Source organism: Streptomyces sp. SID8374, assembly GCF_009865135.1.
Lineage (GTDB): Bacteria > Actinomycetota > Actinomycetes > Streptomycetales > Streptomycetaceae > Streptomyces.
Map to the genome: position 1 here is coordinate 770,199 of NZ_WWGH01000001.1, position 26,641 is coordinate 796,839.

The window sequence follows — 26,641 nt, forward strand, 5'->3', positions numbered from 1 at the left end:
CCGCGGGCCCGATGTCTCATCGGGACCGCGGGAGCCGGGGGTTACGCCTCCGGCTGCGGCTCCGCTGCCTGCGGGGTGCTGCGCTTGAACATGCGGGTCGCCGTGATCTCGCCGTGGACCGTTTCACCGTCCGGGTCCTGCTGCGGCAGCCCGGGGCGCAGGTGCTCCTCCACGCTGATGTACTTCAGCCCGGCCCTCAGGTCGGCGTCGTTGCGCAACCGGATGACGAGGGGGAATTCGGCGAGCGCGGTCGTGTCGAAGAGGCCGGTCGTGTAGAGCAGCTGCACGCCGAGCGCGTCGGAGACCGCGCGCTGGAGCTCCAGCAGATACGTGGCGTTGGCGCGACCGATCGGGTTGTCCAGGAACAGCGTGCCCGCGTGCCGGTGGCGGTCGCGGCCCCGGTCGTTGCTGCGCAGCGCCGCCATCGTGCAGTACAGGGCGATAGCGGCGGTGAGCAGCTGGCCGCCGGAGAAGACGTCGCCCATCTGCCCGACGGGGACCCGCTCGGCGCGGAGCACCGCGTCCGGCTTGAGGATCTCCACCGCGATGCCCTTGGGCCGCAGGGCCGCCTCGACGCCCCGCAGCAGCAGCGACATGCCGTCCCGGCGCAGGTCGGAGTTCTTCTTGAGGGCGGCGTGCGTCGCCTCGTCGATGACCTCGCCGAGGCGCTCGGTGAGGGTGGCCTGGTCGGGCTCCTCGAAGCGGATCCGGAGGAACTCCTGCCCCGACCACTCCCCCAGCCCTTCGGGCAGCTGGGAAAGCCGCTGGGCTGAGCGCAGCGTGGCGAGCGCCGACTCCACCAGGCCGCGCAGCCGGTCGACGATGGAGTCGCGGTTGCGCTCCAGCTGGACCAGCTCGTCGGTCAGCACGCGCAGCCGGGGCGCGAAGGCGTCGGCCCACTTCTGGGCGTGCTCCGGCAGTGCGGAGGCGGGGAGTTCGCGGATCTGCTGGCGGGCGGGGGTGCGGACCTGCTCGTAGCGGGTGGAGTTGGCGTGCCGTACGAGGATGTCGCTCGCCTCCCGTACGGCGCTCTCGGCGGCCGAGAGGTCGGTGGAGCAGCCGCGCAGGGAGCGGCGGGCCTCGGCGGCGGACTGCCGGGCCTCCTCCAGGGTGCCGGGGTACGGATCGGGGCCTTCGGTGCCGTCCTCCGTACCGTGGTCGCGGAGCAGGTCGCGCAGGAGGGCGGCGGTCTCGTCGAAGCCGCCCGCGGAGTCCTCGGCGGTGCGGTGGGCGTGGAGCAGCTCGCTGTGGGCGGCGCGGGCGGTGTCCAACGCGGCGGTGGCGGCGGCCAGTTCGCCGGTGGCCGTACGCAGGAAGGCCTGGGCCTGCTCGGCGTCGGCCGGGACCAGCTCGTCGGGCAGCTCGGTGTGGTGCGGCCGCTCGTCGTCGGGGGCGAGCCGCTCGGCCTCGCCTCGGTACCGGCCCAGCTGCTCGCTGGCGGTCGAGGCCCGCGTCTCCAGCAGCTGTACGTGGGATTCGGCGCGGGCGGCCGCCGCCTGGCGGGAGGGGCCGTCGGCTCCGTCGGTGCCTTCGAGGAGCTGGGCGGCGCGGGTGCGGACCTTGTTGGTGAGGCGGTCCAGCTCGGCGAGGGCGGCGCTCTCGTCGCTCTCGGCGCGGGCCTGTTCGGCGCGCAGGTCGGCGCCGACGCCGACCTTCTCGTACAGCTGGGAGGCGGCCCGGTAGGCCTCGCGCAGGGTGGGCAGCGCGGTGCGGGGCTTGGTCTCGTCGGGCTCCGGGAGGGTCTCCGGGGCTCCGGCGATCTCGGCACGTTCGGCGCGCAGGGCTCGGGCGGTGCGGCGGGCGTCGTCCCCGGCGCGCTGGGCGGCCCTGCGGTCCTCGTCGGCGGAGCGGGCGAGGTCCAGGCAGACGGCGGCGCGGGCCTCGGACTCGGCGGCCTCGTCGACCAGTTCGCGGAGGCGGACCTGCCAGCGGGCCCGCTCCCGCAGCCGGTGGGCGAGCCCGGCCAGCGCGTCGGCGACCCGGCGGGCGCGCTGGGCGGCCTCCTGGCGCTCCTCGCGGACCCGGGCGGTGTCGGCGGCGGCCTCGTCGGCCTCGGCGCGGGCGGTGCGGGCCTCGGCGAGGACGGCTTCGGCGCTCTCGGCTGCCGTACGGGCGGTGGCGGCGGCCTCGGCCAGCTCGGCGAGCATGCCGGGCGGGCAGTCTGCGCGCCAGGAGCCGATGCGGGAGGCGAGGGCGCGGTCGGCCGAGAGGCGGGCGGCGAGCGCCCTGATGTCCTCGTCGCGGGCGGCGGCGCGGGAGCGCAGGGCGTGGCGCTCCTCGTCGGCGGCGTGCTCGTCGTGCATGGCCGGGTTCGGCGGGACGAGGAAGACGCCGTCGTGCTGGGCGTCGGAGCCGGTGGCGGGGTCCGGGACGGGGGCGAGGAGGGCGGCGGCGGTGCCGACGGCGACGGCGGAGCGGGGCAGCAGGGCGGCGGAGCCGAGGACTTCGCGGGCGCGGGTGTGGGCGTCGGGGTCGGTGATGACGACGCCGTCGACCAGCTCCGGGCGGGCGGCGAGGACGGCGGCGTGGTCGGCCGGGTCGACGGCCTGGGCGAGGTAGCGCCAGCCGGGCAGGGCGGGGATGCCGTGCTCGCCCAGATACTCCACGGTGGCCAGGACGTCGGGGCCGGGCGGCAGCAGCCCGCCCTCGCCGAGGGCGCCGAGGATGCGGGCGTCGTCGGCGGCGGCGGTGCGCAGGTCGAAGAGGCGGCGCTCGGCGGCGGTGACGGACTGGTCGAGGAGGTCGCGCAGCTCGTCGGCGCTGCGGTCGAACTCCTGGGCGGTGAGCGGCTGGTGGGCCGAGGACGGCTGGTCGGCGAGGGCGACCGCGCCCTCCGGGGCGGCCTCGGTGGCGGTGCCGTCGCTCTGAGGGCCGGTGCGGGCGGTGTCCCGCTGGGCCCCGCCCGGTGTCTCCTCGCCCGCTCCCCGCCGGGGGTGCGGGACGCCCGTGGCGGAGGGCAGGCCGAGCAGGTCGGCGAGGCGGGGGTCGGCCGCGATCGACTCGGCGGCCCTCAGCTCGTCCTCGTAACTCTGCTCCGCCGCCTTGGCCCCGTCGGCGGCGCGGGCGGCGGCCAGCTCGGCGCGGCTCTCGGCGGCCGCCGCCTCACGGGCGTGGTCGGCGGCGGCGCGGGCGGCCTCGCGGGCGGTGTCCCAGGCGGCGACGGCGGACTGTTCGGCGTCGCTGGCGGCCAGGGCGGCGCGGGCCGGGTCGGCGTCGGGCTCGGTGTTGTCCAGCCAGCCGGCCTGGACGGCTTCGGCGGTCTCCTGCTCCACCTCGGCGAGGCGCTGGCGCAGGTGGCCGGCCTCGCTGCGCGCGCGCTGGGCCTCGGTGGCGGCGACGGTGGCGTCGCGGTGGGCGCGCTCGCCGGTGGCCTGGAGGGTCTCGGAGCGCTCCTCCTGCTCGTTGGCGACGCGCTCACCGTCCTCGGCGGCGGTGTGCAGCGCCCGTACGAGGTCGGCGGCGGCGGTGGCGCGGGCGGCGAGGGCCGGGGCGGCGTCGCGCTCGGCCTCGCGGATGGCTACGGCGACCCTGGCGGAGCGGTCGGCGGCGGCGCGGTGGCGCAGGACGGCTTCGGCGGCCTGCCAGGCGGCGTGCAGGGTGCGGGCCTCGGCCAGCTCCTTGCGTCCGGCGGCGGCGCTCTTCTCGGCCCCGGCCAGAGCCAGGGAGGCGTGCCGGTAGGCGAGTTCGGCGGCGATGAGGGAGCGGTGGCCGCGGGTGGACTCGGCCTCGGTGACCGTGTGGGCGGCGGCGGTGACCCGCTCGGCCAGCTCGGCGGTGCGGCCGCGCTCCTCGGCGGCGCGGGCGCTCAGGCGGCGGGCCAGGGTGCGGGTGCGGCGATCGGCGGCGGCGTGGATGTCGCGGCTGCGGGCGCGGGTCTCGGTGGCCTCCACGATCCGGTTGAGCAGCTCCACCGAGCCCGCGGTGAAGTCGCGTTCGGCGGTGAGCTCGGCGCGGCGGCCCAGCTTGTTGCCGAAGCCGCTGACCAGGTCGGCGAGTCCGTCGGTGTCGCGGGTGTCGGTGACGGCGCGGAGGAGCAGGTCGGTGAAGTCGGAGTCCTTCTTGACCGCGAAGAGCCCGGCGGCCTCGCCCTCGTCGGCGTTCATCTCGCGCTGGTAGCGGAAGAGTTCGGGGTCGAGTCCGAGGTCGCCGAGGTGTTCGTTCCAGCGGTCGTGGATCTCTTCCCAGTGCACGTCGAGGTGCTGGTAGAACTTGCCCGCGTCCACCAGGGCGTCGCGGAACCCCTTCATCGTGCGGCGCCTGCCCCGGGCTCCGGAGACCCCTTCGGCGGGGCGGCCGACGGCGGTGGCCTCCGCGACGGGCAGGCTGTCCAGGCTGAGCCCGGGACCGGGCCGGAAGGAGTACCAGGCCTCCGCGAACTTCCGCGGGTCGTTGGAGACCTGCCGCCCCCGCCACTCGCTGACCTTGCCCACCACGACGCACTCACCGGTCAGCGTGTGCTGCCACTCCAGGGCGACATGGCCGCAGTCGTCGGCGAGCAGGAACTTGCGCAGCACACCGGAGCTGGCGCCGCCGAGGGTGTTGCGGTGGCCGGGGAGCATCACCGAGAAGATCAGCTTGAGCAGGACGGACTTGCCGCCGCCGTTCTCCAGGAAGAGCACGCCCGCCGGGGCGGGCCGGCGCGGCGGGCCGACCGGCTCGTCCTCGAAGAACTCCGCCTGGGCGGGGGCCGGGTCGGGGACGGGCTCACCGACGCCGCGCAGGTCGAGGACGGTGTCGGCGTAGCGCGCACCGGCAGGCCCGATGGAGTAGAGGCGGACCCGGGACAACTCGTACATGGCGGCGGACTCTCGTCGTTCGGAGAAGCGGTGGTGGAGCTGGGCGGTGCGGGCGGGGTCAGGAGGAGTGGAAGGGCAGGCCCGCGTCGGCCGCCAGCTCCAGGTCGTCGGGGTCGGACGGCGGCAGCAGGGTGGCGGAGCCGTCGGTGACGGGGACGACGCCCAGCTCCAGCAGCTCGGCCATGGCGGCGCTGCCCGCCATGTCGCGGACCTGGAGCTGGTAGCGGGCGGTGGTGCGGTAGGCGCCGCCCGCGTCGTCGCCGGTGCGCTGGAGGAAGCCGGAGTCGGTGAGGAAGGCGACGGCCTTGCCGATGATGCCGGTGGTGGATCCGGCGAGGCGGCGGGCGTCCTTGGTGGCGCCGGTGGAGCTGCGGCGGGCGTAGATCCGCCAGCCGGATTCGAGGCCGGGGGTGTCGGTGGCGGGGTCGGTGTTGTCGCCCTGCTCCTCGGCGCGCTCCTCAAGACGCCGGCAGGCCTGGCGTACGAAGGCGTCGACGCCGTTGACCGTGATGCGGCCGATGTACGCGTCGTCGGCGAGGTCCTCGGGGCGGGGGAAGGCGAGGGCGGCGACGGCGAGGTGGGCCAGGCCGTGGAGGAAGCGGTCGGCGGCGTCGGAGGAGGCGCGGCGGGCGTAGTCGCCCATGCGGACGGCGAAGACGGAGTCCTCGCCCGCGGTGACGGCCATCCCGGCGCGCGGGGAGACCTCCAGGACGATGAGGCCGAGCCCGGTGGCGACGGCGTCGGCGAGCCGGGCGAAGGCGCTCTCCTCCCGGTAGCGGCGGAGGAGGTCGGCGTATTCGGCGTCGCGGGCGGGCAGCAGCTTGGGCTGGAGCCCGAAGGAGACCAGGCGGGCGGCGTCGGCGGCGTCGGCCGGGGTGACGGGCGCATGGCCGGGGGGCTCGGCGGTGTGCGGGTGCGTGGAGTCGCCCGCGTACGTCGTGGAGGAGCCCGTGTACGTCGTCGAGGGGGCGGCGTACGCGGAGGGCTCGGTCCACGCGTCGGGGTGCTCGGCGTCGTGGTCGCTCACGGCTGGGACTCCTCGGTGCGGAACAGGTGGGGGTGCGCGGGGCGTACGGGGCCGGTCATGAGGCCTCCTGGCGGTCCGCGGCCATTCCGGCGGCGTCCAGCAGGGCGGTGCCCACGATGAGGTCGGCGCCGCCGAACTCGGGGTCGTCCAGCTCGGTGCCGTCGTCCACCGCGAAGAGCAGGCGGCGCTCGCCCTGGCGGTAGGCGGTGCCGACCGGCGGGCTGGCCGCGTGGACGGCGAGCAGGGCGACCAGGTAGGGCAGCTCGGGGTCGCTGCGGCGGGCCTCGGCGAGCAGCCCGGAGAGTCTGCGCGGGGCGTCGTGCTCCAGGTCCAGAAGGGCCATGGCGCTGCTCAGCTGGGCGTCGCTGAACCGGCTGTCGTCCGGGGTGGCGATCAGGTCCGGCTCGGGCATCTCCATGCCGAGGTGCTCCCGCTCCAGCGGCGGGGTCAGCAGCATGTCGACGAGGTCGCCGACGCGGACGGAGGTGGGGGTGCGCAGGCCGGTGCCGTGGGCGAAGAAGGCGTCGGTGGCCCGGGTGGACTGTTCGACGGGGAGCGGGAGGAGCGGGGCGAGGAGCTGCCCGTACAGATCGAGGCCCGCGTGGGCGGTCGGGGCGGCGAACGCCTGCCGGTCCTGCTCGGCGCGGAAGAGCGGCCCGGCCTCCAGCAGCCGGGACTGGAGCTGGGTGTGGCGGCGGATGCAGTCCTTGACGATGTCGACGAGCTCGGCGGCCCGGCGCTTGTGCTCGGGGTCCTCGGCCTCGTCGCGCGCCTTGCGGATGTTGGTGAGGATCGCGTTCTCGTGGCGGTAGCGGTCGGCCACGTGGTCCAGGGCTTCGGCGATCATGTCCGGGACGGTGGTGAGCCAGTCGACCGCGCGGACGTTGCGCCGGGTGGCCTCCAGGGTGCGGCGGAGCGTCTCGGCGTACTGCACGGTGCGGTAGCGGGCCTGTTCGGCGGCGAGCTGGGCGTCGGCGAGGCGGCCCCGGCTGATCAGGACCTCCAGCTTGACCTCGGCGGCGATCTGGGCGCTGGTGACATCGGTGTCCAGGGCGCCGACGAGGACGTTGACCGCTTCGTCGGTGGCGCGGAGGTAGACCGTGCCACCGTGGCCGGGGACCTCCTCGATCAGCTTGAAGTCGTAGTCCCGGCGGACGTAGACGCCGTCGGGTCCGAAGGTGCCGTAGACCGCGCGGAAGCCTCGGTCGACGCTGCCGACGTTGATCAGGTTCTCCAGGACCCAGCGCGCGACCCGTTCGTGCTCGGCGACGGGGCGGTCGGGGGCCTGGGCGCCGACGCGGGGCAGCAGCCTGGCCACTATCTGGTCGTGGTCGGCCCCGGTGTCGAAGTCCATGTTGAGCGTGACGTGGTCGATGGCCGCGAGGGCGACCTCCGCCATGGCGTAGACCGTGTACTCACCGGCCAGATTCGCCTTGCGCACATCGAGGTCGTGCAGCGGCGCCGTGCACGCGAGCGCGCGCAGCCGCCGCGAGAGCCCCTCGTCGGCGGCGGGGCCCGGGGCAGGCCTCGGCCCCGCGCTGAGCTGCGGCGCAGCGTTTTCCGTGTCGGCAGGCGAAGTCACGAGGGACAGATTAGGTCCTCGCACTGACAACGGTCGAAACGGCGTTTATGCGACCGGTGCGCGGCAGCCGCGCCACGGCTTCCGGGCGGTGCCGTGCGCCCCCGGTCACGCCCCCGCGGGCCCGTAGCCACCGCCGCCCGGTGTCCGCACCACCAGCACGTCACCGGCGGCCAGTTCGGCGGTGTCGCACCCCTCCAGCCGGTCCACCGCGCCGCCCGCCCGCTCGATGTACTGCTCCCCGAGCGCCCCCGGCTCCCCGCCCCCCGCTCCGTACGGCGGGACCTTGCGGTGCCCGGAGAGCAGGGCCACCGTGACCGGCTCCAGGAAGCGGATCCGGCGCTCCACACCCCCGCCGCCCTGCCACCTCCCCGCTCCCCCGCTGCCCTCCCGGACCGCGAAGCTCTCCAGGCGTACGGGCAGCCGCCACTCCAGGATCTCGGGGTCGGTGAGCCGGGAGTTGGTCATATGGGTCTGCACGGCGTCGGTGCCGTCGAAGCCGTCGCCCGCCCCGGAGCCGCTGGCGACCGTCTCGTAATACTGGACGCGGTCGTTGCCGAAGGTGAGGTTGTTCATCGTGCCGGACCCCTCGGCCTGACCGCCGAGTGCTCCGTACAGGGCTCCGGTGACGGCCTGCGAGGTCTCCACATTGCCCGCCACGGTCGCCGCCGGATAGGTGGGGTCAAGCATCGAACCGGGCGGAATCCGCACGTCCAGCGGTTTCAGACAGCCGCTGTTGAGCGGGATGTCCTCCCCTACGAGAGTCCGGAAGACGTAAAGAACCGCGGCCATCACCACCGAGCGGGGTGCGTTGGTGTTGCCGGGCTGCTGCGGGGAGGTGCCGGTGAAGTCGATCACGGCGCTGCGGGCGTCCCGGTCCACGGTGAGCGTCACCCGGATCTCGGCCCCGGCGTCGGTCTCGTAGCGGAAGCCGCCGTCGTGGAGCCCGGCGACGATCCGGCGTACGGACTCCTCGGCGTTGTCCTGGACGTGCCCCATATAGGCCCGCACGACGTCGGCCCCGAACTGGTCGGTCATGCGGCGGAGTTCCGCGATGCCCTTCTCGTTGGCGGCGATCTGCGCACGGAGGTCGGCGAGGTTGGTGTCCGGGGAGCGCGAGGGGTACGGGGCGGAGGTGAGCAGGTCGCGGGTCTCGGCCTCGCGGAGGTGGCCGTCGCGGACCAGGAGCCAGTTGTCGAAGAGCACGCCCTCCTCGTGGATCGTCCGGCTGAAGGCGGGCATGGAGCCGGGGGTGGTGCCGCCGATCTCGGCGTGGTGGCCGCGCGAGGCCACCAGGAACCGCAGCTCGTCCCCCTCGAAGACGGGGGTCACCACGGTGACATCGGGCAGGTGCGTGCCCCCGTGGTAAGGGTCGTTGATGGCGTACACGTCGCCGGGGCGCAGGGTGCCCTCGTTGCGCCGGAGCACCTCCTTGATGGACTCCCCCATGGAGCCGAGGTGGACCGGGATGTGCGGGGCGTTGGCGATCAGGTTGCCGTCGGCGTCGAAGAGGGCGCAGGAGAAGTCGAGACGCTCCTTGATGTTGACCGAGTGGGCGGTGTTCTCCAGGCGGATGCCCATCTGCTCGGCGATCGACATGAAGAGGCTGTTGAAGACCTCCAGCATCACCGGGTCCACACGGGTGCCGACGGCGGTCCGCTCCGGGCGGGGGCGGGCCCGGGTGAGCACCAGGTGGCCGGTTGCGCTGCCCGCCGCCTGCCAGCCGGGGTCCACGACGGTGGTGGCGTCGTCCTCCGCCACGACGGCGGGCCCGGTGACCGTGTCGGTGGGGCGGAGGTCCTCACGGCGGTGGAGCGGCGCCTGTTGCTCTCTGCCCCCGGCGTACATCGTCACGGTGTCGCGGGGCTGGAGTGCGCCTTCGCGGGGTGCGGGGTCACGAGGGTCGGCGCCGTGCTCCCCCGTGGTGCCCGTGGCCTCCACCGAGACGGTCTCGACGACGAGCGGCTTCTCCATCGTGAAGCCGAAACGGGTGCGGTGGGCGGCCGTGAACTCCTCGCTCATCGCGGCCACGGAGGCCGGCGCCACCGCGAGCGCCGCGTCCGTCCCCGCGTACCGCAGCAGGATCCGGGCGCGCGTGGTGATCGCGGAATCGGGCACTCCGTCGGCGCGCAGGTCGTCCCGTGTACGGTCCGCCAGCTCCGTGCAGAGCTGTTCGACCCGCTCCCGTACGGTCTCGTCGAGTTCGGCCTCCACGGACTGTTCGCGCATCGCGGTGGCGTCGGCCAGGCCGATGCCGTACGCCGAGAGCACCCCGGCGAGCGGCGGTACGAGGACGGTGTCGATGGACAGCGCGTCGGCGACGGCGCAGACGTGCTGGCCGCCCGCGCCGCCGAAGCCGGTGAGGGCGTAGCGGGTGATGTCGTGGCCGCGCTGCACGGAGATCTTCTTCACGGCGTTGGCCATGTTGAGCACGGCGATCTCCAGGAAGCCCGCCGCCACCTCGGCCTCGGCCGGCCGGTCCCCGGTGGCGCGCCCGATCTCGTCGGCGAGCTCCGCGAACTGCTCGCGTACGAGGTCGGCGTCGATCGGCTGGCCGCCGTCCGGGCCGAAGACGGCGGGGAAGTGGGCGGGCTGGATGCGGCCGAGCATGACGTTGGCGTCGGTGACGGTGAGGGGGCCGCCGCGCCGGTAGCAGGCGGGGCCCGGTTCGGCGCCCGCGGAGTCGGGGCCGACCCGGTAGCGGCGGCCGTCGAAGTGGAGCAGGGAGCCGCCGCCCGCCGCGACGGTGTGGATGCTCATCATCGGGGCGCGCATCCGCACCCCGGCGACCTGGGTGCCCAGCTCCCGTTCGAACTCTCCGGCGTAGTGCGACACATCGGTGGAGGTGCCGCCCATGTCGAAGCCGATCACGCGGTCGTGTCCGGCCTGCTGCGACGTACGGACCATGCCGACGACGCCCCCGGCCGGGCCGGAGAGGACGGCGTCCTTGCCCCGGAAGGCGGCGGCTTCGCGCAGCCCTCCGTTGGACTGCATGAAGAGGAGCCGGATGCCTTCCAGCCGGGCGGCGACCTCGTCGACGTACCGGCGCAGCACGGGTGAGAGGTAGGCGTCGACGACGGTGGTGTCGCCGCGCGGGACGAGCCTGATCAGGGGGCTGACCTCGTGGGAGGTGCTGACCTGGGTGAACCCGGCCTCGCGGGCCGCTTCGGCGACGGCCCGCTCGTGGGCGGGGTGGCGGTAGCCGTGCATCAGGACGACGGCGGCGCTGCGCAGCCCGTCGGCGTGGGCGGCGCGCAACTGCCCGCGTACAGCGTCGAGTTCCAGGGCTCGTACGGTGTGCCCCTCGGCGTCGATACGTTCGGGGACCTCGATCGCGCGCTCGTGGACGGCCTCCGGAAGGACGATGTGGCGGTCGAAGAGACGGGGGCGGTTCTGGTACGCGATCCGCAGCGCGTCCCGGAATCCCTCGGTGATGAGCAGGACGGTCGGCTCGCCGCGCCGCTCCAGCAGGGCGTTGGTGGCGACGGTGGTGCCCATCCGGACGGCGGCGACCCGGTCGGCGGGCACGGGCTCACCGTCGCGGAGGCCGAGGAGCAGGCGGATTCCGGCCACGGCCGCGTCGTCGTAGCGGCCGGGGTCGTGCGAGAGGAGCTTGCGGGTGACCAGCCGGCCGTCGGGGCGGCGGCCCACGACGTCGGTGAAGGTGCCGCCCCGGTCGATCCAGAACTCCCAGCGTCCGGTCATGGCGCCATTCTGTTCCGACGGGCGCGAACCCGCAGGGAGAGGGGCCCGCCCCTTCAGTCCTGGAAGAGTGCCGCCAGCCGGGGCAGGTGGAGGCGCGTGGCGTCGGCGTCCTCCGCGTCCCAGTGCTCGCCGCCCGGCTCCCCGGCCCGTATTCGGCCCCGGTCGGCCGCCTCCACGGCCGCGTGGAATCCGTCGGCCGCTCCCCCGGCGCGCACGTACGCCTCCCTGACCGGCCCGGCCAGCGACTCGTAGCCGATCCAGCCGCTCTCCCCACGGCTCATCCGGACCACGACGGGCAGCCCGGCCAGCGAGTCGGGGTCGGCCACGGCCCGGGTGAAGACCTCCCGCCCGAGCAGGACGAGCCCGTCGCGGAAGTCCGTGAACCCGTCGTCACCGCAGCCGCCCTCGATGACGTACGCCGCGTTCCACAGGGGCCACCGGTAGGCCGACGCGGTCACCTCGTACGCCGTCGCGGCGAAGTCGACGATCTCGGCGGGCTCCAGGGCCGCGAGCACATCGGTCAGCGCGCCCGGCAGCGGATCGTCGGGCAGGTCCCGGTCGTCCGCCCGGTCCCCGGCCGCCTCACGGGCGCTTCCGACGAGCCCCCACCACTCGTTGATGTCCATGTGAGAAGCGTAGGAGGGGGGTCTGACAACGCCCCCCTCCCACGGGAACGGCAACGGTCAGAGCGCCGGTGCGTCCGGTCCGATCCGGCTCCGGACCGCCGTCTGCACCTCGGCCTCCTCGGCCGGGTCGGCGGCGAGGCGGCGCAGGCGTTCGGCGACGCGGATGTCCCCGGTCTCGGCGTGCAGGGCGGCCACCTCGCGGGTGGTCTCCTCGCAGTCCCACAGGCACTCCACCGCGAAGCCGGTCGCGAAGGACGGGTCGGTGGCGGCGAGGGCCCGGGCGGCCCGGCCCCGCAGGTGCGAGGAGGACGTCTCGCGGTAGACGTGGCGCAGTACGGGGGCGGCGCAGGCGATGCCGAGGCGGCCGGTGCCGTCCACAAGGGTCCAGAGCCGGGGGGCGTCGGGTCCGTCGCCGCGTACGGCCTCCCGCAGCGCGCCGAGGACTTGGGGAGCGTCCTGGGCGGTGCCGCGGCAGGCGAGGATCCCGGCGGCGGAGGCGCCGAGGGCGTCGGGGCGCCTGGCCCAGCGCCGGGCGCGTTCCACGGCCTCGTCACCGCACATCCGCTCGAAGGCGGCGACGGCCGCGTCGGCGACCGTACGGGAGGGGCTGAGGGCGGCGGCCTCGATGAGGTCGAGGACGGCTGGGTCGGCCGCCTCGGCGAGGTGGTGCAGGGCGGCGCAGCGGGCGCCGTCGGAACCGTTGCGGGCGGCCTCGACGATCTGGGGACGGTCGTCGGGTCCGGCGACGGCGGAGAGGCAGCGGGCCGCGGGGACGTGCAGTTCGCTGCCGCGTTCCAGGGCTTGCTGGGCCCAGTCGAAGACGGCCTGGACGCTCCAGCCGGGGCGGGGGCCGCCGGGGCGCATCTGGCGCTGCCAGCGGTCGAACGAGCCCTGTTCGGTGGCGGCCCGCACGCGGGCGCCGACCGCTTCGCGCGGGTCGTCGGCCCAGAGCCGCCAGGGGCGCGGCTCGAAGGAGTCGCGTACGGCGGCGGCGAGCTCGGCGGTGCCTTCCTCGGTGGCCGGAAAACGCCCCAGGACGGGCAGGGCGAGGGAGCGCAGGCCCGCGTCGTCGTCGCGCAGGGCGAGCTCGTCGAGGGCCCAGGCCCAGTTGGCGCCGGTGGCCGCGTAGCGGCGGAGCAGCGCGAGGGCGTCGTCGCGTCCGTAGGAGGCGAGGTGGCCGAGGACGGAGAGCGCGAGGCCGGTACGGGAGTCGTCGGTGTCCGTGTGGTCGTCGGGGTCGCCGAGGTGGCGCTCGATCTCTTCGATGCCGCCGTCGAGATCCAGATACAGGCGTGCGTAGTAGAGGGAGCGGTTCTCCACCTGCCAGTCGTGACGGGGGTCGCTCACGACGCAGTGGTTGAGGGCCGCGAGGGCCTCGGGGCGCGGTGCGGCGAGTGCGTGGAGCGTGCCGTCGCCGCGGCCCCTCTGCAGCAGGCCGAGCAGGGTGCCGCTCGGCGCTATGAACGGATCGAACATGGGAGAGAGCCTCACATCAAGCTGTCGACGCAACCGGGACTGTGCTGTGCCCCGTGCCCCGTGGGCACGAGGGGGTGTCCGGGGGACACCCCTACGCCGCGCAGCGACATGATCGGCCGACCGCCGTCTTGTGCTTGGTGTAGACCATCTTCCTCTGCCTCTCGTCGGTGGCCCGAAACGGACCCGCGACGTCATGATGACCCAGCCATTTCGCCACCGCGACCACATTTACGACGGACCGGTCAGCGGACCCCTCGGCGGGCGGGCCCGCAGGCGCGCCCGCCCCTGCCTCAACGGGCACCGAAGCGTTCCAGCAGGTCGGCCTTGCCGAACATCTGGGCCGTGTCCCGCGCGGACGGTGTTCCGGCGGCGGGGTCGGCGCCCGCGGTGAGCAGGGCGTCGATGACGGCGTCCTCGCCCTTGAAGACGGCTCCGGCCAGCGGGGTCTGGCCGCGGTCGTTGGCGCGGTTCGGGTCGGCGCCGCGGGCGACGAGGGCGGTGACCGCTCCGGCGTGCCCGTGGTAGGCGGCGAGCATGAGCAGCGAGTCGCCCCGGTCGTTGGTGAGGTCGGCGGGGACGCCGGCGTCGACGTACGCGGCGAGCGCCTCGGTCTCGCCGGTGCGGGCCAGGCCGAAGACCTTGGTCGCCAGCTCGACCACCTCGGGATCGGGAGTTTCGCTCATCGCGCGGGCCGCCTTCCTTGACCGTGCGGCGGCTCTCGCCGCCGCTGTTGACCGGGGGGTGTACGGCACGGGGCCGTACGAGTGAATCGACAGGGTACTGCTCCGGGTCGGACATGACCGGGCCCGGTTACGGCAAAAGATCACCGCGGATGGTTCCTGCCCGGCACGGACTCCGTAATACCGCGCGCGGGCCTCAGGTTCCCGTCGGCCAGTCAAGTGAAAATGATACTTATTCACTCGATTGCACCTTTTATCGTATAGATACTTCGCGTGATCCTGGAAGGACTCATGGTGACTGTCCCCTCAACCAGGAGATCCGCTCATGATCCTTTCCATCTCGGGCGTGGTACTGCTCGCCATCGTCGTCTTCCTGTTCTTCAAGAAGGACGGGCTCAAGGCGTCCCACGCCATCGTCTGCGCGCTGTTCGGCTTCTACCTGGCCGGCACCGCGATCGCGCCGAGCATCACGGCAGGCGGGGCGAGCCTCGCCGGTCTGCTGGGCGGGATCAAGTTCTGACGCTCCGCAACCGCTCCCACCCCTTCAGGAGACAGCTGTGGCCCGGCGACCACTCCCCCGCATTCTGAGCAGCGGCAGCGCTTCGATCACTCGCAGCAGAGAGATCGCGCGCACGGCCGCCGACAGTGCCACCGATGTGCTCCATCCGCTGATCACGATCCTGCGTGGTCTGCGGCTGCTGGCCGTGTCCGGCCGGCAGAAGTGGGTCGCGACCCCCAAGGAACGGCGTGGTCCCAAGCTGTTCCTGGCCGCGGCCTGCGTGCTCGCCGTGGCGCTCGTGCCGTACGGGCCGATCCTGGCCCTGATCACGGTGATGGGCGCCGCCGCGTGGAAGGGGCGGGAGCGGACCCCCGTGAAGACCGGCCCGGACGAGGCGGAGTCCATCCGTCTGCGCGCCCTGTACGAGGCGCTCGTGCCGTACTTCTCGGTGCCCGACGACCCCGATCCGCTCTTCGCCCACGGCGGCGACTGGGAGAAGGCCTTCGACGGGTACGCCTTCGACGGCGACGGACGCCTCACCCGCCTCCAGGTCTCCTACCCGGCGTACTTCACGGACGGCGAGGCCGCCGCGCGGTCCCGGATCGAACAGCTGCTGCACACGAAGTCGGGGCGCGGCCGCGAGTACCACTTCGCCTGGGACGAGGAGGCCAACCGCCTCGTCATGACCGTCCCGGCCCCCCTGTCGACCTCGATCGCCGCCCAGCGCTTCGTCACCGCACCCGGTGAGACGGTCCTCGGGTTCACCGACCCCGACGCGGTCCGGCGCACCGTCCCCGTCCGCGACGGCGACACCACCGTGGACGCCTCCCCCGTCGTCTGGCGCACCGGCAACCGCTCCACCGAGCCCCACCTGCTGGCCGTCGGACAGCCCGGCAGCGGCACCACCACCCTGGTCCGCTCCATCGCCCTCCAAGCCCTCCAGCAGGGCGACGTCCTCGTCATCGACGGCAGCGGGACCGGGGAGCACGGCGCCCTCACCGGGCTCACCGGGGTCCTCGCCGTCGAGTCCGGCCTGGGCGGGGCGCTCGCCACCCTGGAGTGGGCCGCGCACGAGACGGAGCGGCGCCTGATCTTCACCAACCGGGCCCGGCAGGGCGGGCACCCGGTCCCCGAGGACGTCAAGCGCCCGCTCTGGATCCTGCTGGACCGCCCCGGCGTCCTCGGCCACCTCGCGGCGGCGGACGGCAGAACCGACCCGCTGGAGCTGCTCCAGGTGCCGCTGCGGCACGGGCGGCCGGCCGGGGTGACCGTGGTCCTGGCCGACCAGTTCGACGCCCTGGACGGCCTCACGGAGACCGTACGGACCCACACCCGGGCCCGCGTCGTCCTCGGCCCCGCCTCCCGCGAGCAGATCACCGCCGTGCTCGGCGCCGAGCCGAACACCACCCCGCCGCCGGAGGTCCCGGCCGGCCGGGGGTACGCGCGGCTGGGCACCGGGCCGGTCCTGCGCCTCCAGGTACCGGCGACCCCGGACCCGTACGACGAGGCCGCGAGCGAGGCCCACCGGCAGGCGGTGCTGGACGTGCTGCCGGAGCGGCCGGGCGCCGCCGCGCGGCCGAGCGCCGAGCCCGACGCACCGGCCGACGACGCTTCCGGCTCGCGTGACGACGAGGACACCGCTCAGGTTCCGGTGGCCGTGGAGGCCGCGCCGACCGGGCAGCTCGCCAAGGCGCAGGCGGCGATCGCGGAGGGGTGAGCCCTGGTCAGCCGGAAGGACACACAGCGGGCGGGGAGACGGGCCGGAAGGGCTCGCTCCCCGCCCGCAGGCGTCCGTGCTCCCGTAGCGCGGCAGCGCCGCTCGGCCGGGCCGCTCCCCACTCGCAGGCGTCTCCCCTATCCCTCAGACCCGTCAGGCCCCTCAGACCAATCGGGCCCCTCCAGGCCCTCAGGCCACAAAGCTCCGTGGCGCGTCCGCCCCCGCACCCGCGCCCGAGCGCACCAGCTCCACCGCCGCCGCGAGCCGCACCGCCGCCTCCTCCGCGACCGGGCCGCCCACCGTGAACGGCAGCCGCACATAGCCCTCGAACGCCCCGTCCACCCCGAAGCGCGGCCCCGAGGGCACCCGTACGCCGACGCGCTCGCCCGCCACCGCCAGCCGGGAGCCGGAGAGGCCGCCCGTGCGCACCCAGAGGGTCAGCCCGCCGCGCGGCACCGCGAACTCCCAGTCCGGCAGCTCCCGGCGCACCGCGGCGACCAGCTCGTCGCGGTTCTGGCGCGCCTGGTCGCGCCGGATCTCGACCGCCTGCTCCCAGCCACCCGTACCCATCAGCCAGTTGATGGCAAGCTGTTCCAGGACCGGGGTGCCCATGTCGGCGTAGGCGCGGGCGGAGACCAGGGAGCGGATGACGTCCGGGGCCGCCCGGACCCAGCCGATCCGCATCCCGGCCCAGAACGCCTTGCTGGCCGAGCCGACGGTCAGCACCGTGCTGCCGGCCGGGTCGAAGGCGCAGACCCGGCGGGGCATGGCGGTGTCGGCGTCCAGGCGGAGTTCGGTCATCGTCTCGTCGACGACCAGGACGGTACCGGCGGAGCGGGCGGCGTCGACCAGGTCGCGGCGCTGCTGCTCGTCGGCGAGTGCGCCGGTCGGGTTGTGGAAGTCGGCCACCACATAGGCGAGCCGGGGCGCGGAGTCCCGCAGCACCTGGCGCCACCGGTTCATGTCCCAGCCGCCGATGCCCTCCTCCATGGCGACCGGGACGAGGCGGGCGCCCGTCTCGCGCATCAGCTGGAGGATGTTGGCGTACGAGGGGGACTCGACCGCGATCCGTTCGCCGCGGCCCGCGAAGAGGTGACAGATGGCGTCGATCGCGCCCATCGCCCCGGTGGTGACCATGATCTGTTCGGGCATGGTCGGGATGCCCAGCGCGGTGTAGCGGTCGGCGATCATCTGGCGGAGCGCGGGCAGCCCGGCCGGGTAGTCGCCGTGCGTGTGGGCGTACGGAGGCAGTTCCTCCACCGCCCCCTGGAACGCCCGGGTGAGCCAGGGCTCGGGGGCGGGCAGCGAGGCGCAGCCCAGGTCGATCATGGAGCCGAGCGACTCCGGGGGCAGTGGTTCCAGGCCCCGGGCGGGCAGCGGGTTCCCGGCCGGGACGGCGGTCCAGCTGCCCGCCCCGCGCCGCGACTCCAGGAACCCTTCCGCGCGCAGCGCCTCGTAGGCGGCGGCGACGGTGGTGCGGCTGACGGAGAGGGCGAGGGCCAGTTCGCGTTCGGCGGGCAGCCGGGCGGCGACCGGGACCCGGCCCTCCAGCACGAGGAGCCGTACGCCGTCGGCGAGCGCACGGTAGGCGGGCGGCTTCCGTCCGGCCGGGCCGGTGGGCCGGGGCTGCTGGGCCTGGAGCTGCCGGGCGAGCTGGGCCGCCCCCACGGTCGAAGTCCACTGCGCCATCGAAATCAGTCCACCTTCCTCGAATTGGCCATGTCTGGTGGCCGATCCCCTGCCACAGAGTGACATGCAGCAGTCCACTACCACCACACCAGGGGGCAATTCGTGTCCAGCACCACCGCCCGTGGCACCACCCACCTCACCCGGCGGCTGGTCCAGCTGTACGTCGGTCTGACGCTGTACGGGGCGAGTTCGGCGCTCCTCGTCCGCGCCGAACTCGGCCTGGAGCCGTGGGGCGTCCTGCACCAGGGCCTCGCGGAGCTGACCGGCATCTCGATCGGCGTCGTCTCGATCATCGTCGGCGCGATCGTGCTGCTGCTCTGGATCCCGATGCGGCAGCGCCCCGGGCTCGGCACCGTCTCCAACGTCTTCGTGGTCGGCCTGGCCATGGACGGCACGCTCGCCCTCGTCGGCGACCTCGACGGCTTCGGGCTCCGGATCCCGGTGATGGTGCTGGGCATCGTGCTCAACGGGGTGGCGACCGGGCTCTACATCGCGGCCCGCTTCGGCCCGGGTCCGCGCGACGGGCTGATGACCGGGCTGAACCGGGTCACGGGCCGCTCCATCCGGCTGGTCCGTACGGCGATCGAGGTGGCCGTCGTCGTCACCGGCTTCCTGCTGGGCGGCTCACTCGGGGTGGGTACGGTCCTGTACGCCCTGGCGATCGGCCCGCTGGCCCAGCTCTTCCTGCGGGTCTTCGGACTGCCCGCACCCGCCACGGCACCCATCAGCGGCCCGTCGGGCTCCGCGCCCACCGCGACGCCCGGCGTGACAGCCGCCGAACAGGCCACCCCCGTGACTCCCGCCGGACCCGACCCCGTTGCCACCCCTCCATCCGGGCAGGCCATACTGCCGCAGTGAAACCGAGCCGCCACCCCTATCTGGATCACGCGACACCCCTTGCCTTCGCCCATCGCGGCGGTGCGGCGGACGGGGTGGAGAACACCGCGGCCGCCTTCCGCCGGGCGGCCGCGGCGGGCTACCACTACTTCGAGACCGACGTCCACACGACGGCGGACGGCCGTCTCGTCGCCTTCCACGACCCGACGCTGGACCGGGTCACCGATGCCACGGGCAGGATCTCCGCACTGCCCTGGAGCGAGGTGCGCCGGGCCAGGGTCGGGGGCACCGAGCCGCTCCCCCTCTTCGAGGAACTGCTGGAGGAGTTCCCCGACGCCCGCTGGAACGTGGACGTCAAGGCGGAACCGGCGCTGGAACCCCTCCTGGAGCTGATCGGCAGGACCGACGCCTGGGACCGGGTCTGCGTCGGCTCGTTCTCCGAGGCCCGGGTGGCCCGCGCGCACCGCCTGGCGGGCCCGCGCCTGGCCACCTCGTACGGCGTGCGCGGGGTCCTGGGGCTGCGGCTGCGCTCGTACGGGATCCCGGCGGCGCTTCGCACGGGCGCGGTCTGCGCGCAGGTCCCCGAGCGGCAGAGCGGCATCCCGGTGGTCGACGCCCGTTTCGTCCGTACGGCGCACGCGCTCGGGCTCCAGGTGCACGTCTGGACGGTCAACGAGCCCGAACGGATGGCGGCACTCCTGGACCTCGGAGTGGATGGCATCATGACCGATCACATCGAGACGCTGCGTACGGTGCTGAGCGAGCGAGGGGCCTGGGCCTGACGCCGGGCCCGTCCACGTCCGCACGCGAGAACCGAGGGGGCGCGGGTTGAGCACCGGAACCGCAGGAACGACAGATCCGGCCGGAAATCCGCCGGGCGACGGGTCGGCGGCGGCCCGCAAACGGGAGCAGCACGGCTGGTACTTCTATGACTTCGCCTGCTCCGTCTACTCCACCAGTGTGCTGACCGTCTTCCTCGGTCCGTATCTGACGTCGATCGCCAAGGCGGCGGCCGACCCCGACGGCTTCGTCCACCCGCTGGGCATACCGGTGCGCGCGGGCTCGCTGTTCGCGTACTCCGTCTCGGCCTCCATCGTGGTGGCCGTCATCCTGATGCCGATCGTGGGCGCGGCGGCGGACCGCACGGGCCGTAAGAAGCCGCTGCTGGCGGCGGCCGCCTATACAGGTGCCGCGGCGACAGCGGGGATGTTCTTCCTGGACGGCCACCGCTATCTGCTGGGCGCGTTCCTGCTGATCGTGGCGAACGCGTCGATCTCCGTGTCGATGGTCCTGTACAACGCGTATCTGCCGCAGATCGCCGAGCCGGAGGAGCGCGACGCGGTCTCCTCGCGCGGCTGGGCCTTCGGCTACACCTCCGGCGCCCTGGTCCTCGTCCTCAACCTGATCCTGTACACCGGCCACGAGTCCTTCGGTCTCGCGGAGTCCGACGCGGTACGGATCTGCCTGGCGTCGGCGGGTGTGTGGTGGGGCGCGTTCACCCTCGTACCGCTGCGCAGGCTGCGTGACCGCCGGGTGGCGCCGGACGGCGAGGGGGCGGTGGGCTCCGGCTGGAAACAGCTGAGGGCGACCCTGAAGGACATGCGGCGCCACCCGCTGACGCTCTCGTTCCTGCTCGCCTACCTCGTCTACAACGACGGCATCCAGACGGTGATCTCCCAGGCCTCGCTGTACGGCTCCGAGGAGCTGGGCCTCGACCAGACGACCCTGATCGTCGCCGTGCTGCTGGTGCAGATCCTGGCGGTGGCGGGGGCGCTCGGCATGGGCCGGCTCGCCCGGGTGTACGGCGCCAAGCACACGATCCTGGGCTCGCTGGTCGTATGGACCGCGATCCTGATCGCCGCCTATCTGCTGCCCGCCGACGCGCCCGTCTTCTTCTTCGTTCTCGCGGCGGCCATCGGACTCGTGCTGGGCGGCAGCCAGGCGCTGTCCCGCTCGCTCTTCTCCCATCTGGTGCCGCGCGGCAAGGAGGCCGAATACTTCTCGGCGTACGAGATGAGCGACCGCGGTCTGAGCTGGCTGGGGCCCCTGGTGTTCGGTCTGGCGTACCAGCTGACCGGCAGCTACCGGGAGGCGATCATCTCGCTGATCGTGTTCTTCGCCCTCGGCGCGGTGCTGCTCGCGCGGGTGCCCGTACGGCGTGCGATCACGGCCGCGGGCAACCCCGTGCCGGAACGGATTTAGACGTTGAAGTCAAAGGCCGGTAGTGTACGCCTTTGGCCTGCCCGGAGGACCGTTACTGCGAGTGTAAACAGCTCAACCGTTGGGTGACAACGCCCACCAGAGGTGACAAACCGGGCAAGGTTGGGTACTCAACCCAGATAAAGCAGCGGCACGAACGGGCGACGCATGACCGGCGACGGGAATCTTTGCCAGCGACCGGACGTTGACCGGATGACGACGACAGCGACATTTTGTCCTGTGGGCGACAAGCCCGGGAGGCACGATTCATGAGTGAGCGAGCTCTTCGCGGCACGCGACTTGTGGTTACCAGCTACGAGACGGACCGCGGCATCGATCTGGCCCCGCGCCAGGCGGTGGAGTACGCATGCCAGAACGGACATCGATTTGAGATGCCGTTCTCGGTGGAGGCGGAAATTCCGCCGGAGTGGGAGTGCAAGGCGTGCGGCGCCCAGGCACTCCTGGTGGACGGGGATGGCCCCGAGGAGAAGAAGGGCAAGCCTGCGCGTACGCACTGGGACATGCTCATGGAGCGGCGCACCCGCGAGGAGCTGGAGGAGGTGCTGGCCGAGAGGCTGGCGGTTCTGCGCTCCGGAGCCATGAACATCGCCGTGCACCCGCGGGACAGCAGGAAGTCTGCCTGACCGCGTAGCGCCACCGCACTGCGTGACACCGCACTCTGCGTAACACCGCACTGAGCGCGACAACAGCACAGCACAAGAGCCGCGGGCCGTGACACAGAACGTGTGTCACGGCCCGCGGCTCTATCCCTGTCCGGAGCCGGCCTGCCCGGGCCTCAGGGAGTGAGCGGCGGGCGCGGCTCGTCGTCCGGGCCGGAGGGGGGCTGGTCGGCGTCGTCGCGGATGACCTCGCCCTGGACGACCTTTCCGTCCGGCCGGTGCATCCGGGCCTGCTGGAAGGCGTCCGAGAGGCTGCCGGGGGACGCGGCCCGCATCCGGCGCTCCAGGGACTGCTCGGCGCGGCGGCTGATCAGCGTACGGACGGGCGGGACCAGCAGGAGCAGACCGGCCGCGTCCGAGATCAGGCCGGGGATCAGGAGCAGCAGGCCGCCGAGCATCAGCAGCCCGTTGCCCTTGGAGGCCTTTCCGCCGGTGACCTGCGGGGCCTCCGTGGCGCCGGGCTGACCGGGCATCTGCTGAAGGGTCTCGGTGAGGTTCTTGAAGGCGCGGCGCCCGGCGCGCTTGATCACCACGGTGCCGAGCACCGCTCCGGCGAGCAGGAGCAGCAGGACGGTGAGCCCGTTCGCGGCCGAGGCGACCACGGTCAGGAGCCAGATCTCCAGGACCAGCCAGGCGGCCAGGGCCAGCGGCAGGAATCTACGGGCGCGCGAGCGCCGGGGACGGATCGGGGGCGGAGTGCCGGTCGTCATGCAACCAGTGTGCCCGTACGGAGGTGGAAGCGGCGTAAGGGGGTGATCATGGACCACCCCGTACGCCCCGGAGGGTCAGGCTTTCCTGCGGCCCAGGACCTTGTTGGCGCGGGAGGTGATGCCCCAGCCGGTGACCCGCCAGAGCGCCTCGACGAGGATGTCCCGGCTCATCTTGGAGTCGCCGACCTCGCGGTCCACGAAGGTGATGGGGACCTCGACCACGTGGTAGCCGGCCTCGACGGAGCGGCGGGCCAGGTCGACCTGGAAGCAGTACCCCTGGGAGGCGACCTCGTCGAGTCCGAGGCCCTGGAGGGTCTCGGTCCGGAAGGCTCGGTAGCCGCCGGTGACGTCGCGGACGGAGAGGCCGAGGGCGAGGCGGGAGTAGAGGCTGCCGCCCCGGGAGATGACCTCGCGGCTCTTGGGCCAGTTGACGACCCGGCCGCCGGGCACCCAGCGGGAGCCGAGGACGAGGTCGGCGCCCTTGAGCGCGGTGAGCAGCCGGGGCAGCTCCTCGGGCTGGTGGGAGCCGTCGGCGTCCATCTCGACGAGGACGCCGTAGCCGTGCTCGGCGCCCCAGGCGAAGCCCGCGAGGTAGGCGGCGCCGAGCCCTTCCTTGCCCTTGCGGTGCAGGACGTGGACCTGTCCGTCGGCGGCCGCGATCTCGTCGGCCGCCTTTCCGGTGCCGTCGGGGCTGTTGTCGTCGGCCACCAGGATGTCGGCATCCGGCACGGCCGTGCGCACCCGGTCGACGATCGGCCTGATGTTCTCGACCTCGTTGTAGGTCGGAATGATCACCAGGACCTTGCCGAGCGGGCCGAACTGCCTCTGACCGCCGTCGTTCACTACTGCCCCTTAAAGTCCGTACACAGGGGGACACCATATCCAGCGCGGGGCCGCCGGAGTCCTCCCCGGTCGCGCGGGCGTGTGGCACAGGCCGGGCAGATGGCCGGAACTGCGGACAGAACCACGGACGGAACTGCGGATCGGGGCCCGGCGCCCTTCGGGCCGACCTGGGACCCGCTGGCTGCGGGTCGACCGAGAGCCGTTGTCTACTGAACGTCCGGGCCCCACCCGGGTCGCACCCTCCGTCCGGCTGAAACCTTCCCTCGCCCCCGAGGCGCGGGCGCTGAACCTGGCTGTCAGTGGCGGTGAGCCGGTGCGGCGCACCACCCCATGACCCAGCGGCGTTCGACGACTGCGTGGAGGTTTAACCGGTCGGACGTCCTGTGGTGGACCCGGCCGAACCTACCGGCCCGTGGGCGCGTTCTGTCAACACCCGTGCGACCTGCGGCTTTTGTGCAAAATGCCTGGTCAGTGCCGAAGATCCGCAGGTCGTGAACGCGTGGCCGTGCCATCGATCGGCGGTACGGAATCTCCCGACGTCACTCGTTCGGTCGTACGTAGACCGTATGTCCGGAGACCACCGTCCGCAGGCAGACGGGCAGTTCGGCGCCGGGGGTGAGATCCGGCAGCCCGGGCGTGCCGGAGCGGGGATCGGTGGACCACCGGGCGACCCGGTCGTCGGGGGCCTGGACCAGGAGTTCGGCGGTCCGCCAGACGGCGTAGTCGGCCGGTGCGCCCGGCACCAGGAGCCCCGCGTCGTCGCGGCCGATGGCCCGCCAGCCGCCCCGGGTGTGGGCGGTGAACCCGGCCCGGACGGAGATGCGGTGCTCGGGGGTGCGGTGGTGGGCGGCGGCCCGCACGGCCCCCCAGGGGCCGAGGGGGGTGACCGGGCTGTCGGAGCCGAAGGCGAGCGGCACTCCGGCCCGCAGGAGGGCGGCGTACGGGTTCAGGGTCGCGGCCCGCTCCGCGCCCAGGCGCTGGGCGTACATGCCGTCGGGACCGCCCCAGGCGGCGTCGAAGGCGGGCTGGACGGAGGCGGTGAGGCCCAGCTCGGCGAAGGCGGCGATCGTCTCCGGGGTGAGCATCTCGGCGTGCTCCACCCGGTGGCGGGCGGCGCGGACCCGGGCCAGGCCGAGCGTCTCGGCGGCGGCCCGTACGCCCTCCACGACGGCGGTGACGGCGGCGTCGCCGATGGCGTGGAAGCCCGCCTGGAGGCCGGCCTCGGTGCAGGCGGTGACGTGGGCGGCGATCCGGGCGGCGTCCAGGTGGGCGGTGCCGGTCTGCGGGTCGTCGGCGTACGGCTGGTGGAGGCAGGCGGTGTGCGAGCCGAGGGAGCCGTCGACGAAGAGGTCGCCGGCCGCGCCGATGGCGCCGAGCTCCCGGATGCGGCGGGCGCCCTTCTCATCCGCGATCTCCTCGGCCCAGAGGCCGAAGACCCGGGGTCCCGGCCGCTCGGCGGCGAGGGCCAGGAGCGAGGTGAAGTCGTCCTCGTCGGAGATCTCGGGTCCGCCGCACTCGTGGAGGGTGCCGATGCCGAGGGATGCGGCGTGGTCGAGTGCGGCGCGCTGGGCGGCGGTCCGCTGGGCGGGGGTGAGCGCGGCGTGCGCGGCGGCGCGTACGGCGTGGTGGGCGTCGCCGGTCAGCGGTGCGTCCGGGTGGTATCCGGCCATCGTGGTGACGCCGGGGACGAGGTCCAGCAGGGCGGTGGTGACGACGGCGGAGTGCACGTCGATGCGGGGCAGGTACAGGGCCCGGCCGCCGGCCGCCTCGTCGAGTTCGGCGCGCGAGGGGTGGCGCTGTTCGGGCCACCGCGCAGCGTCCCAGCCGTGGCCGAGCAGGACGTCGGCGGCTCCGTGCCGGTTCGCGAACGCACGAACCAGGCCGAGGGCTTCGGGGAGCGTACGGGCGCCCGAGAGGTCCAGCCCGGTGAGAGCCAGGCCGGTGGCGGTGGTGTGGACGTGGGCGTCGGTGAACGCCGGGGTGACCAGGGCGCCCTCCAGGTCGACCACCTCGTCGACGCCGCTCGCGAAGGCGTCGGCGGCCCCTTCGGAGCCCACCCAGGCGACATGCCCGCGCTCCACGACCATCGCGGTGGCGAACGGGTCGGCCGGGCTGTGGACGTCTCCCCCTCGCAGCAGCAGGGTGCGGTGGTCGGGGGCGCTCTGGGGGGCGGTGCTCTCGGTCATGGGACCAGTCTCGCGCCTGCCGGGGAGCGGGGTTCCCGCGCCCCCCTCAGACGCGCGGGGGCCGCGCCTCGTACGGGGTGGACAGGACGACGGTCGTACGGGTCGAGACGCCGGCCAGCGAGCGGATCCGGGTGAGCAGGTGCTCCAGCTCCAGCGGGGTCGCCACGCGCACCTTGAGGATGTAGTTCTCGTCCCCGGCGACGCTGTGACAGGCCTCCAGCTCGGGCACCCCGGCGAGCCGCTCCGCGATGTCGTCGGGCGCGCTGGGGTCGAACGGCTTCACCGAGATGAACGCGGTGAGGGGCAGCCCGACGGCCTCGGGGTCGACCACCGCGGCATAGCCGCGGATCACCCCGCGCTGCTCAAGCCGGCGGACGCGCTGATGAACGGCCGAGGTGGACAGGCCGGTGGCCTTGCCCAGGTCGGTGTAGCTCATCCGCCCGTCCTTGACGAGCAACTCCACAATCTGACGGTCCAGCTCCTCCATGCGGATCAACCTATGGCCCCGGGTGCCTGTCGGCACAGTCGCGCGGGGTCACGGAACGGCACCTGCGGGGGGCATGTGACGAAGACCACAGACCTACGGGTCGGTAGCAGGGTCCCTCGCGGTTATCGGCCGCACACGGAGGGAAGTGCTTGCTGTGGTCGAGGCCGTGGCGCTGTGCCGGCCCACCCGAGGGGGGAAGATCCCATGCAGAGCATCAAGCTCACCGGACGTACCGAACCGGAGCCTGTCGATCCCGACGAGGACGAAGGCGCCGATGTTTACGACATGTTCGAGATGTTCCGGGTGGTCTGCCCGGACTGCGCCCAGCCGATCGCGCTGCTGGCCGACGAGGACGTGCTGCCGGAGCACGCCCGGTGCCCCACCCCGTGGAACCCGTTCGTGCTCACCGTCTGCTCCGGTACCGGCCGCGTCGCGGCGGACGCCCGGCCCGCCGACGAGACGCTGGACCCCCAGGAGCAGGAGGCGGCGCTGCTGCTGACGCTCCCCCAGGGACTCGACTGGCGGATGCAGCCCTTCTCCCACGCGGGCGGCCCGGGCTCGCGCCCGCTGCGTATGGACCGGCTGCGGCGAGAGGCCGCCTGAGCCGCTGTCGGCGGCCCTGGAGGACGCCCCCTGGCGGGTGCTCCAGGGCACCCGCCGAACTGGCACTCGGTTGGCGGCGGCAGTGACCCGGGCCCGCCCCGGCGCGTTCACCCGGTATGACGACGCTGCACTCACCAGTCGGCTCGGGGCGCCGCCGGCTCGTTCCACCGGCTTCCGAAGAATCGGTTCCGCAGCCGCAGCCGCTGCCCCGGTCGACCGGGAACTCCCCGATGGCCTCGCCCGCCGATCCGCCCATCTACAGCGCTCTGCTGCGGCACTGGCAGAGCAGCGGCCGGACCGTG

At 73.6% G+C, this 26,641-nt stretch carries 19 protein-coding genes; 7 read left to right on the plus strand and 12 right to left on the minus strand.

Annotated features, from left to right (window positions below):
- Nucleotides 1-41: 41 nt before the first annotated feature.
- The 7 genes from GTY67_RS03455 to GTY67_RS03485 form a co-directional block, all read right to left on the minus strand.
- Nucleotides 42-4,796, minus strand: a complete 4,755-nt coding sequence (locus GTY67_RS03455; protein WP_161277736.1) for a hypothetical protein — start codon at nucleotides 4,794-4,796, stop codon at nucleotides 42-44.
- A 58-nt stretch (nucleotides 4,797-4,854) separates the two neighbouring features.
- On the minus strand, nucleotides 4,855-5,823 hold the full coding sequence (locus GTY67_RS03460) for a hypothetical protein (protein ID WP_093692822.1): 969 nt from the start codon (nucleotides 5,821-5,823) through the stop codon (nucleotides 4,855-4,857).
- A 55-nt stretch (nucleotides 5,824-5,878) separates the two neighbouring features.
- A complete protein-coding gene (locus GTY67_RS03465; RefSeq protein ID WP_161277737.1) occupies nucleotides 5,879-7,405 on the minus strand; it encodes a hypothetical protein in 1,527 nt (508 codons plus the stop codon).
- 105 nt (nucleotides 7,406-7,510) lie between these two features.
- Nucleotides 7,511-11,107 (minus strand): hydantoinase B/oxoprolinase family protein, encoded by a 3,597-nt coding sequence (locus tag GTY67_RS03470; RefSeq protein ID WP_161277738.1) that lies wholly within the window; start codon nucleotides 11,105-11,107, stop codon nucleotides 7,511-7,513.
- A 53-nt stretch (nucleotides 11,108-11,160) separates the two neighbouring features.
- A complete protein-coding gene (locus GTY67_RS03475; RefSeq protein WP_161277739.1) occupies nucleotides 11,161-11,733 on the minus strand; it encodes a DUF4240 domain-containing protein in 573 nt (190 codons plus the stop codon).
- A 57-nt stretch (nucleotides 11,734-11,790) separates the two neighbouring features.
- Nucleotides 11,791-13,209: a HEAT repeat domain-containing protein gene (locus GTY67_RS03480; protein ID WP_161277740.1), complete on the minus strand. Its 1,419-nt coding sequence runs from the start codon at nucleotides 13,207-13,209 to the stop codon at nucleotides 11,791-11,793.
- Between the two features lie 290 nt (nucleotides 13,210-13,499).
- Nucleotides 13,500-13,892 carry an ankyrin repeat domain-containing protein gene (locus GTY67_RS03485; protein ID WP_161277741.1) on the minus strand — a complete coding sequence of 131 codons (393 nt, stop codon included), beginning with the start codon at nucleotides 13,890-13,892 and terminating at the stop codon, nucleotides 13,500-13,502.
- Nucleotides 13,893-14,214: 322 nt separating this feature from the next.
- Here GTY67_RS03485 and GTY67_RS03490 point away from each other — a divergent pair, with 322 nt between their 5' ends.
- Together GTY67_RS03490 and GTY67_RS03495 are read left to right on the plus strand one after the other, a co-directional pair.
- Nucleotides 14,215-14,409, plus strand: a complete 195-nt coding sequence (locus GTY67_RS03490) for a hypothetical protein (protein ID WP_003970432.1) — start codon at nucleotides 14,215-14,217, stop codon at nucleotides 14,407-14,409.
- Between the two features lie 37 nt (nucleotides 14,410-14,446).
- Complete coding sequence (locus tag GTY67_RS03495) at nucleotides 14,447-16,105, plus strand: hypothetical protein (RefSeq protein ID WP_161277742.1); 1,659 nt, start codon at nucleotides 14,447-14,449, stop codon at nucleotides 16,103-16,105.
- A 189-nt stretch (nucleotides 16,106-16,294) separates the two neighbouring features.
- Here the strand turns inward: GTY67_RS03495 and GTY67_RS03500 are convergent, their stop codons facing one another.
- Entirely contained in the window at nucleotides 16,295-17,794 is a 1,500-nt protein-coding gene (locus tag GTY67_RS03500) for a PLP-dependent aminotransferase family protein (RefSeq protein ID WP_093692814.1), read from the minus strand.
- A 102-nt stretch (nucleotides 17,795-17,896) separates the two neighbouring features.
- On the opposite strand from GTY67_RS03500, the gene GTY67_RS03505 reads away from it, so the two are divergent.
- The 4 genes from GTY67_RS03505 to GTY67_RS03520 all read left to right on the plus strand — a co-directional run bounded on the left by GTY67_RS03505 (nucleotide 17,897) and on the right by GTY67_RS03520 (nucleotide 21,474).
- The gene (locus tag GTY67_RS03505) at nucleotides 17,897-18,652 is read left to right on the plus strand and encodes a hypothetical protein (protein WP_161277743.1); all 756 of its coding nucleotides are present in this window, start codon (nucleotides 17,897-17,899) and stop codon (nucleotides 18,650-18,652) included.
- A complete protein-coding gene (locus tag GTY67_RS03510) occupies nucleotides 18,649-19,413 on the plus strand; it encodes a glycerophosphodiester phosphodiesterase family protein (protein WP_161277744.1) in 765 nt (254 codons plus the stop codon). Before GTY67_RS03505 ends, GTY67_RS03510 begins: the two co-directional genes overlap by 4 nt.
- A gap of 46 nt (nucleotides 19,414-19,459) precedes the next feature.
- Nucleotides 19,460-20,833, plus strand: a complete 1,374-nt coding sequence (locus tag GTY67_RS03515; protein WP_093692811.1) for an MFS transporter — start codon at nucleotides 19,460-19,462, stop codon at nucleotides 20,831-20,833.
- Between the two features lie 266 nt (nucleotides 20,834-21,099).
- Nucleotides 21,100-21,474 carry an RNA polymerase-binding protein RbpA gene (locus tag GTY67_RS03520; RefSeq protein ID WP_003959706.1) on the plus strand — a complete coding sequence of 125 codons (375 nt, stop codon included), beginning with the start codon at nucleotides 21,100-21,102 and terminating at the stop codon, nucleotides 21,472-21,474.
- Nucleotides 21,475-21,626: 152 nt separating this feature from the next.
- On the opposite strand, the gene fxsA is transcribed toward GTY67_RS03520, so the two are convergent.
- The 4 genes from fxsA to GTY67_RS03540 all read right to left on the minus strand — a co-directional run bounded on the left by fxsA (nucleotide 21,627) and on the right by GTY67_RS03540 (nucleotide 25,736).
- On the minus strand, nucleotides 21,627-22,220 hold the full coding sequence (gene fxsA, locus GTY67_RS03525) for an FxsA family membrane protein (protein ID WP_093692810.1): 594 nt from the start codon (nucleotides 22,218-22,220) through the stop codon (nucleotides 21,627-21,629).
- Between the two features lie 75 nt (nucleotides 22,221-22,295).
- Nucleotides 22,296-23,063, minus strand: coding sequence for a polyprenol monophosphomannose synthase (locus GTY67_RS03530; RefSeq protein WP_093692809.1), 768 nt, complete (start codon nucleotides 23,061-23,063; stop codon nucleotides 22,296-22,298).
- A gap of 539 nt (nucleotides 23,064-23,602) precedes the next feature.
- Nucleotides 23,603-25,249, minus strand: coding sequence for an amidohydrolase (locus GTY67_RS03535; RefSeq protein ID WP_161277745.1), 1,647 nt, complete (start codon nucleotides 25,247-25,249; stop codon nucleotides 23,603-23,605).
- A 46-nt stretch (nucleotides 25,250-25,295) separates the two neighbouring features.
- Nucleotides 25,296-25,736: an Lrp/AsnC family transcriptional regulator gene (locus GTY67_RS03540; RefSeq protein WP_018490165.1), complete on the minus strand. Its 441-nt coding sequence runs from the start codon at nucleotides 25,734-25,736 to the stop codon at nucleotides 25,296-25,298.
- Between the two features lie 204 nt (nucleotides 25,737-25,940).
- Between GTY67_RS03540 and GTY67_RS03545 the strand changes: the two genes are divergently transcribed.
- Nucleotides 25,941-26,339 (plus strand): hypothetical protein, encoded by a 399-nt coding sequence (locus GTY67_RS03545; RefSeq protein ID WP_161277746.1) that lies wholly within the window; start codon nucleotides 25,941-25,943, stop codon nucleotides 26,337-26,339.
- The last annotated feature ends 302 nt before the right edge of the window (nucleotides 26,340-26,641 follow it).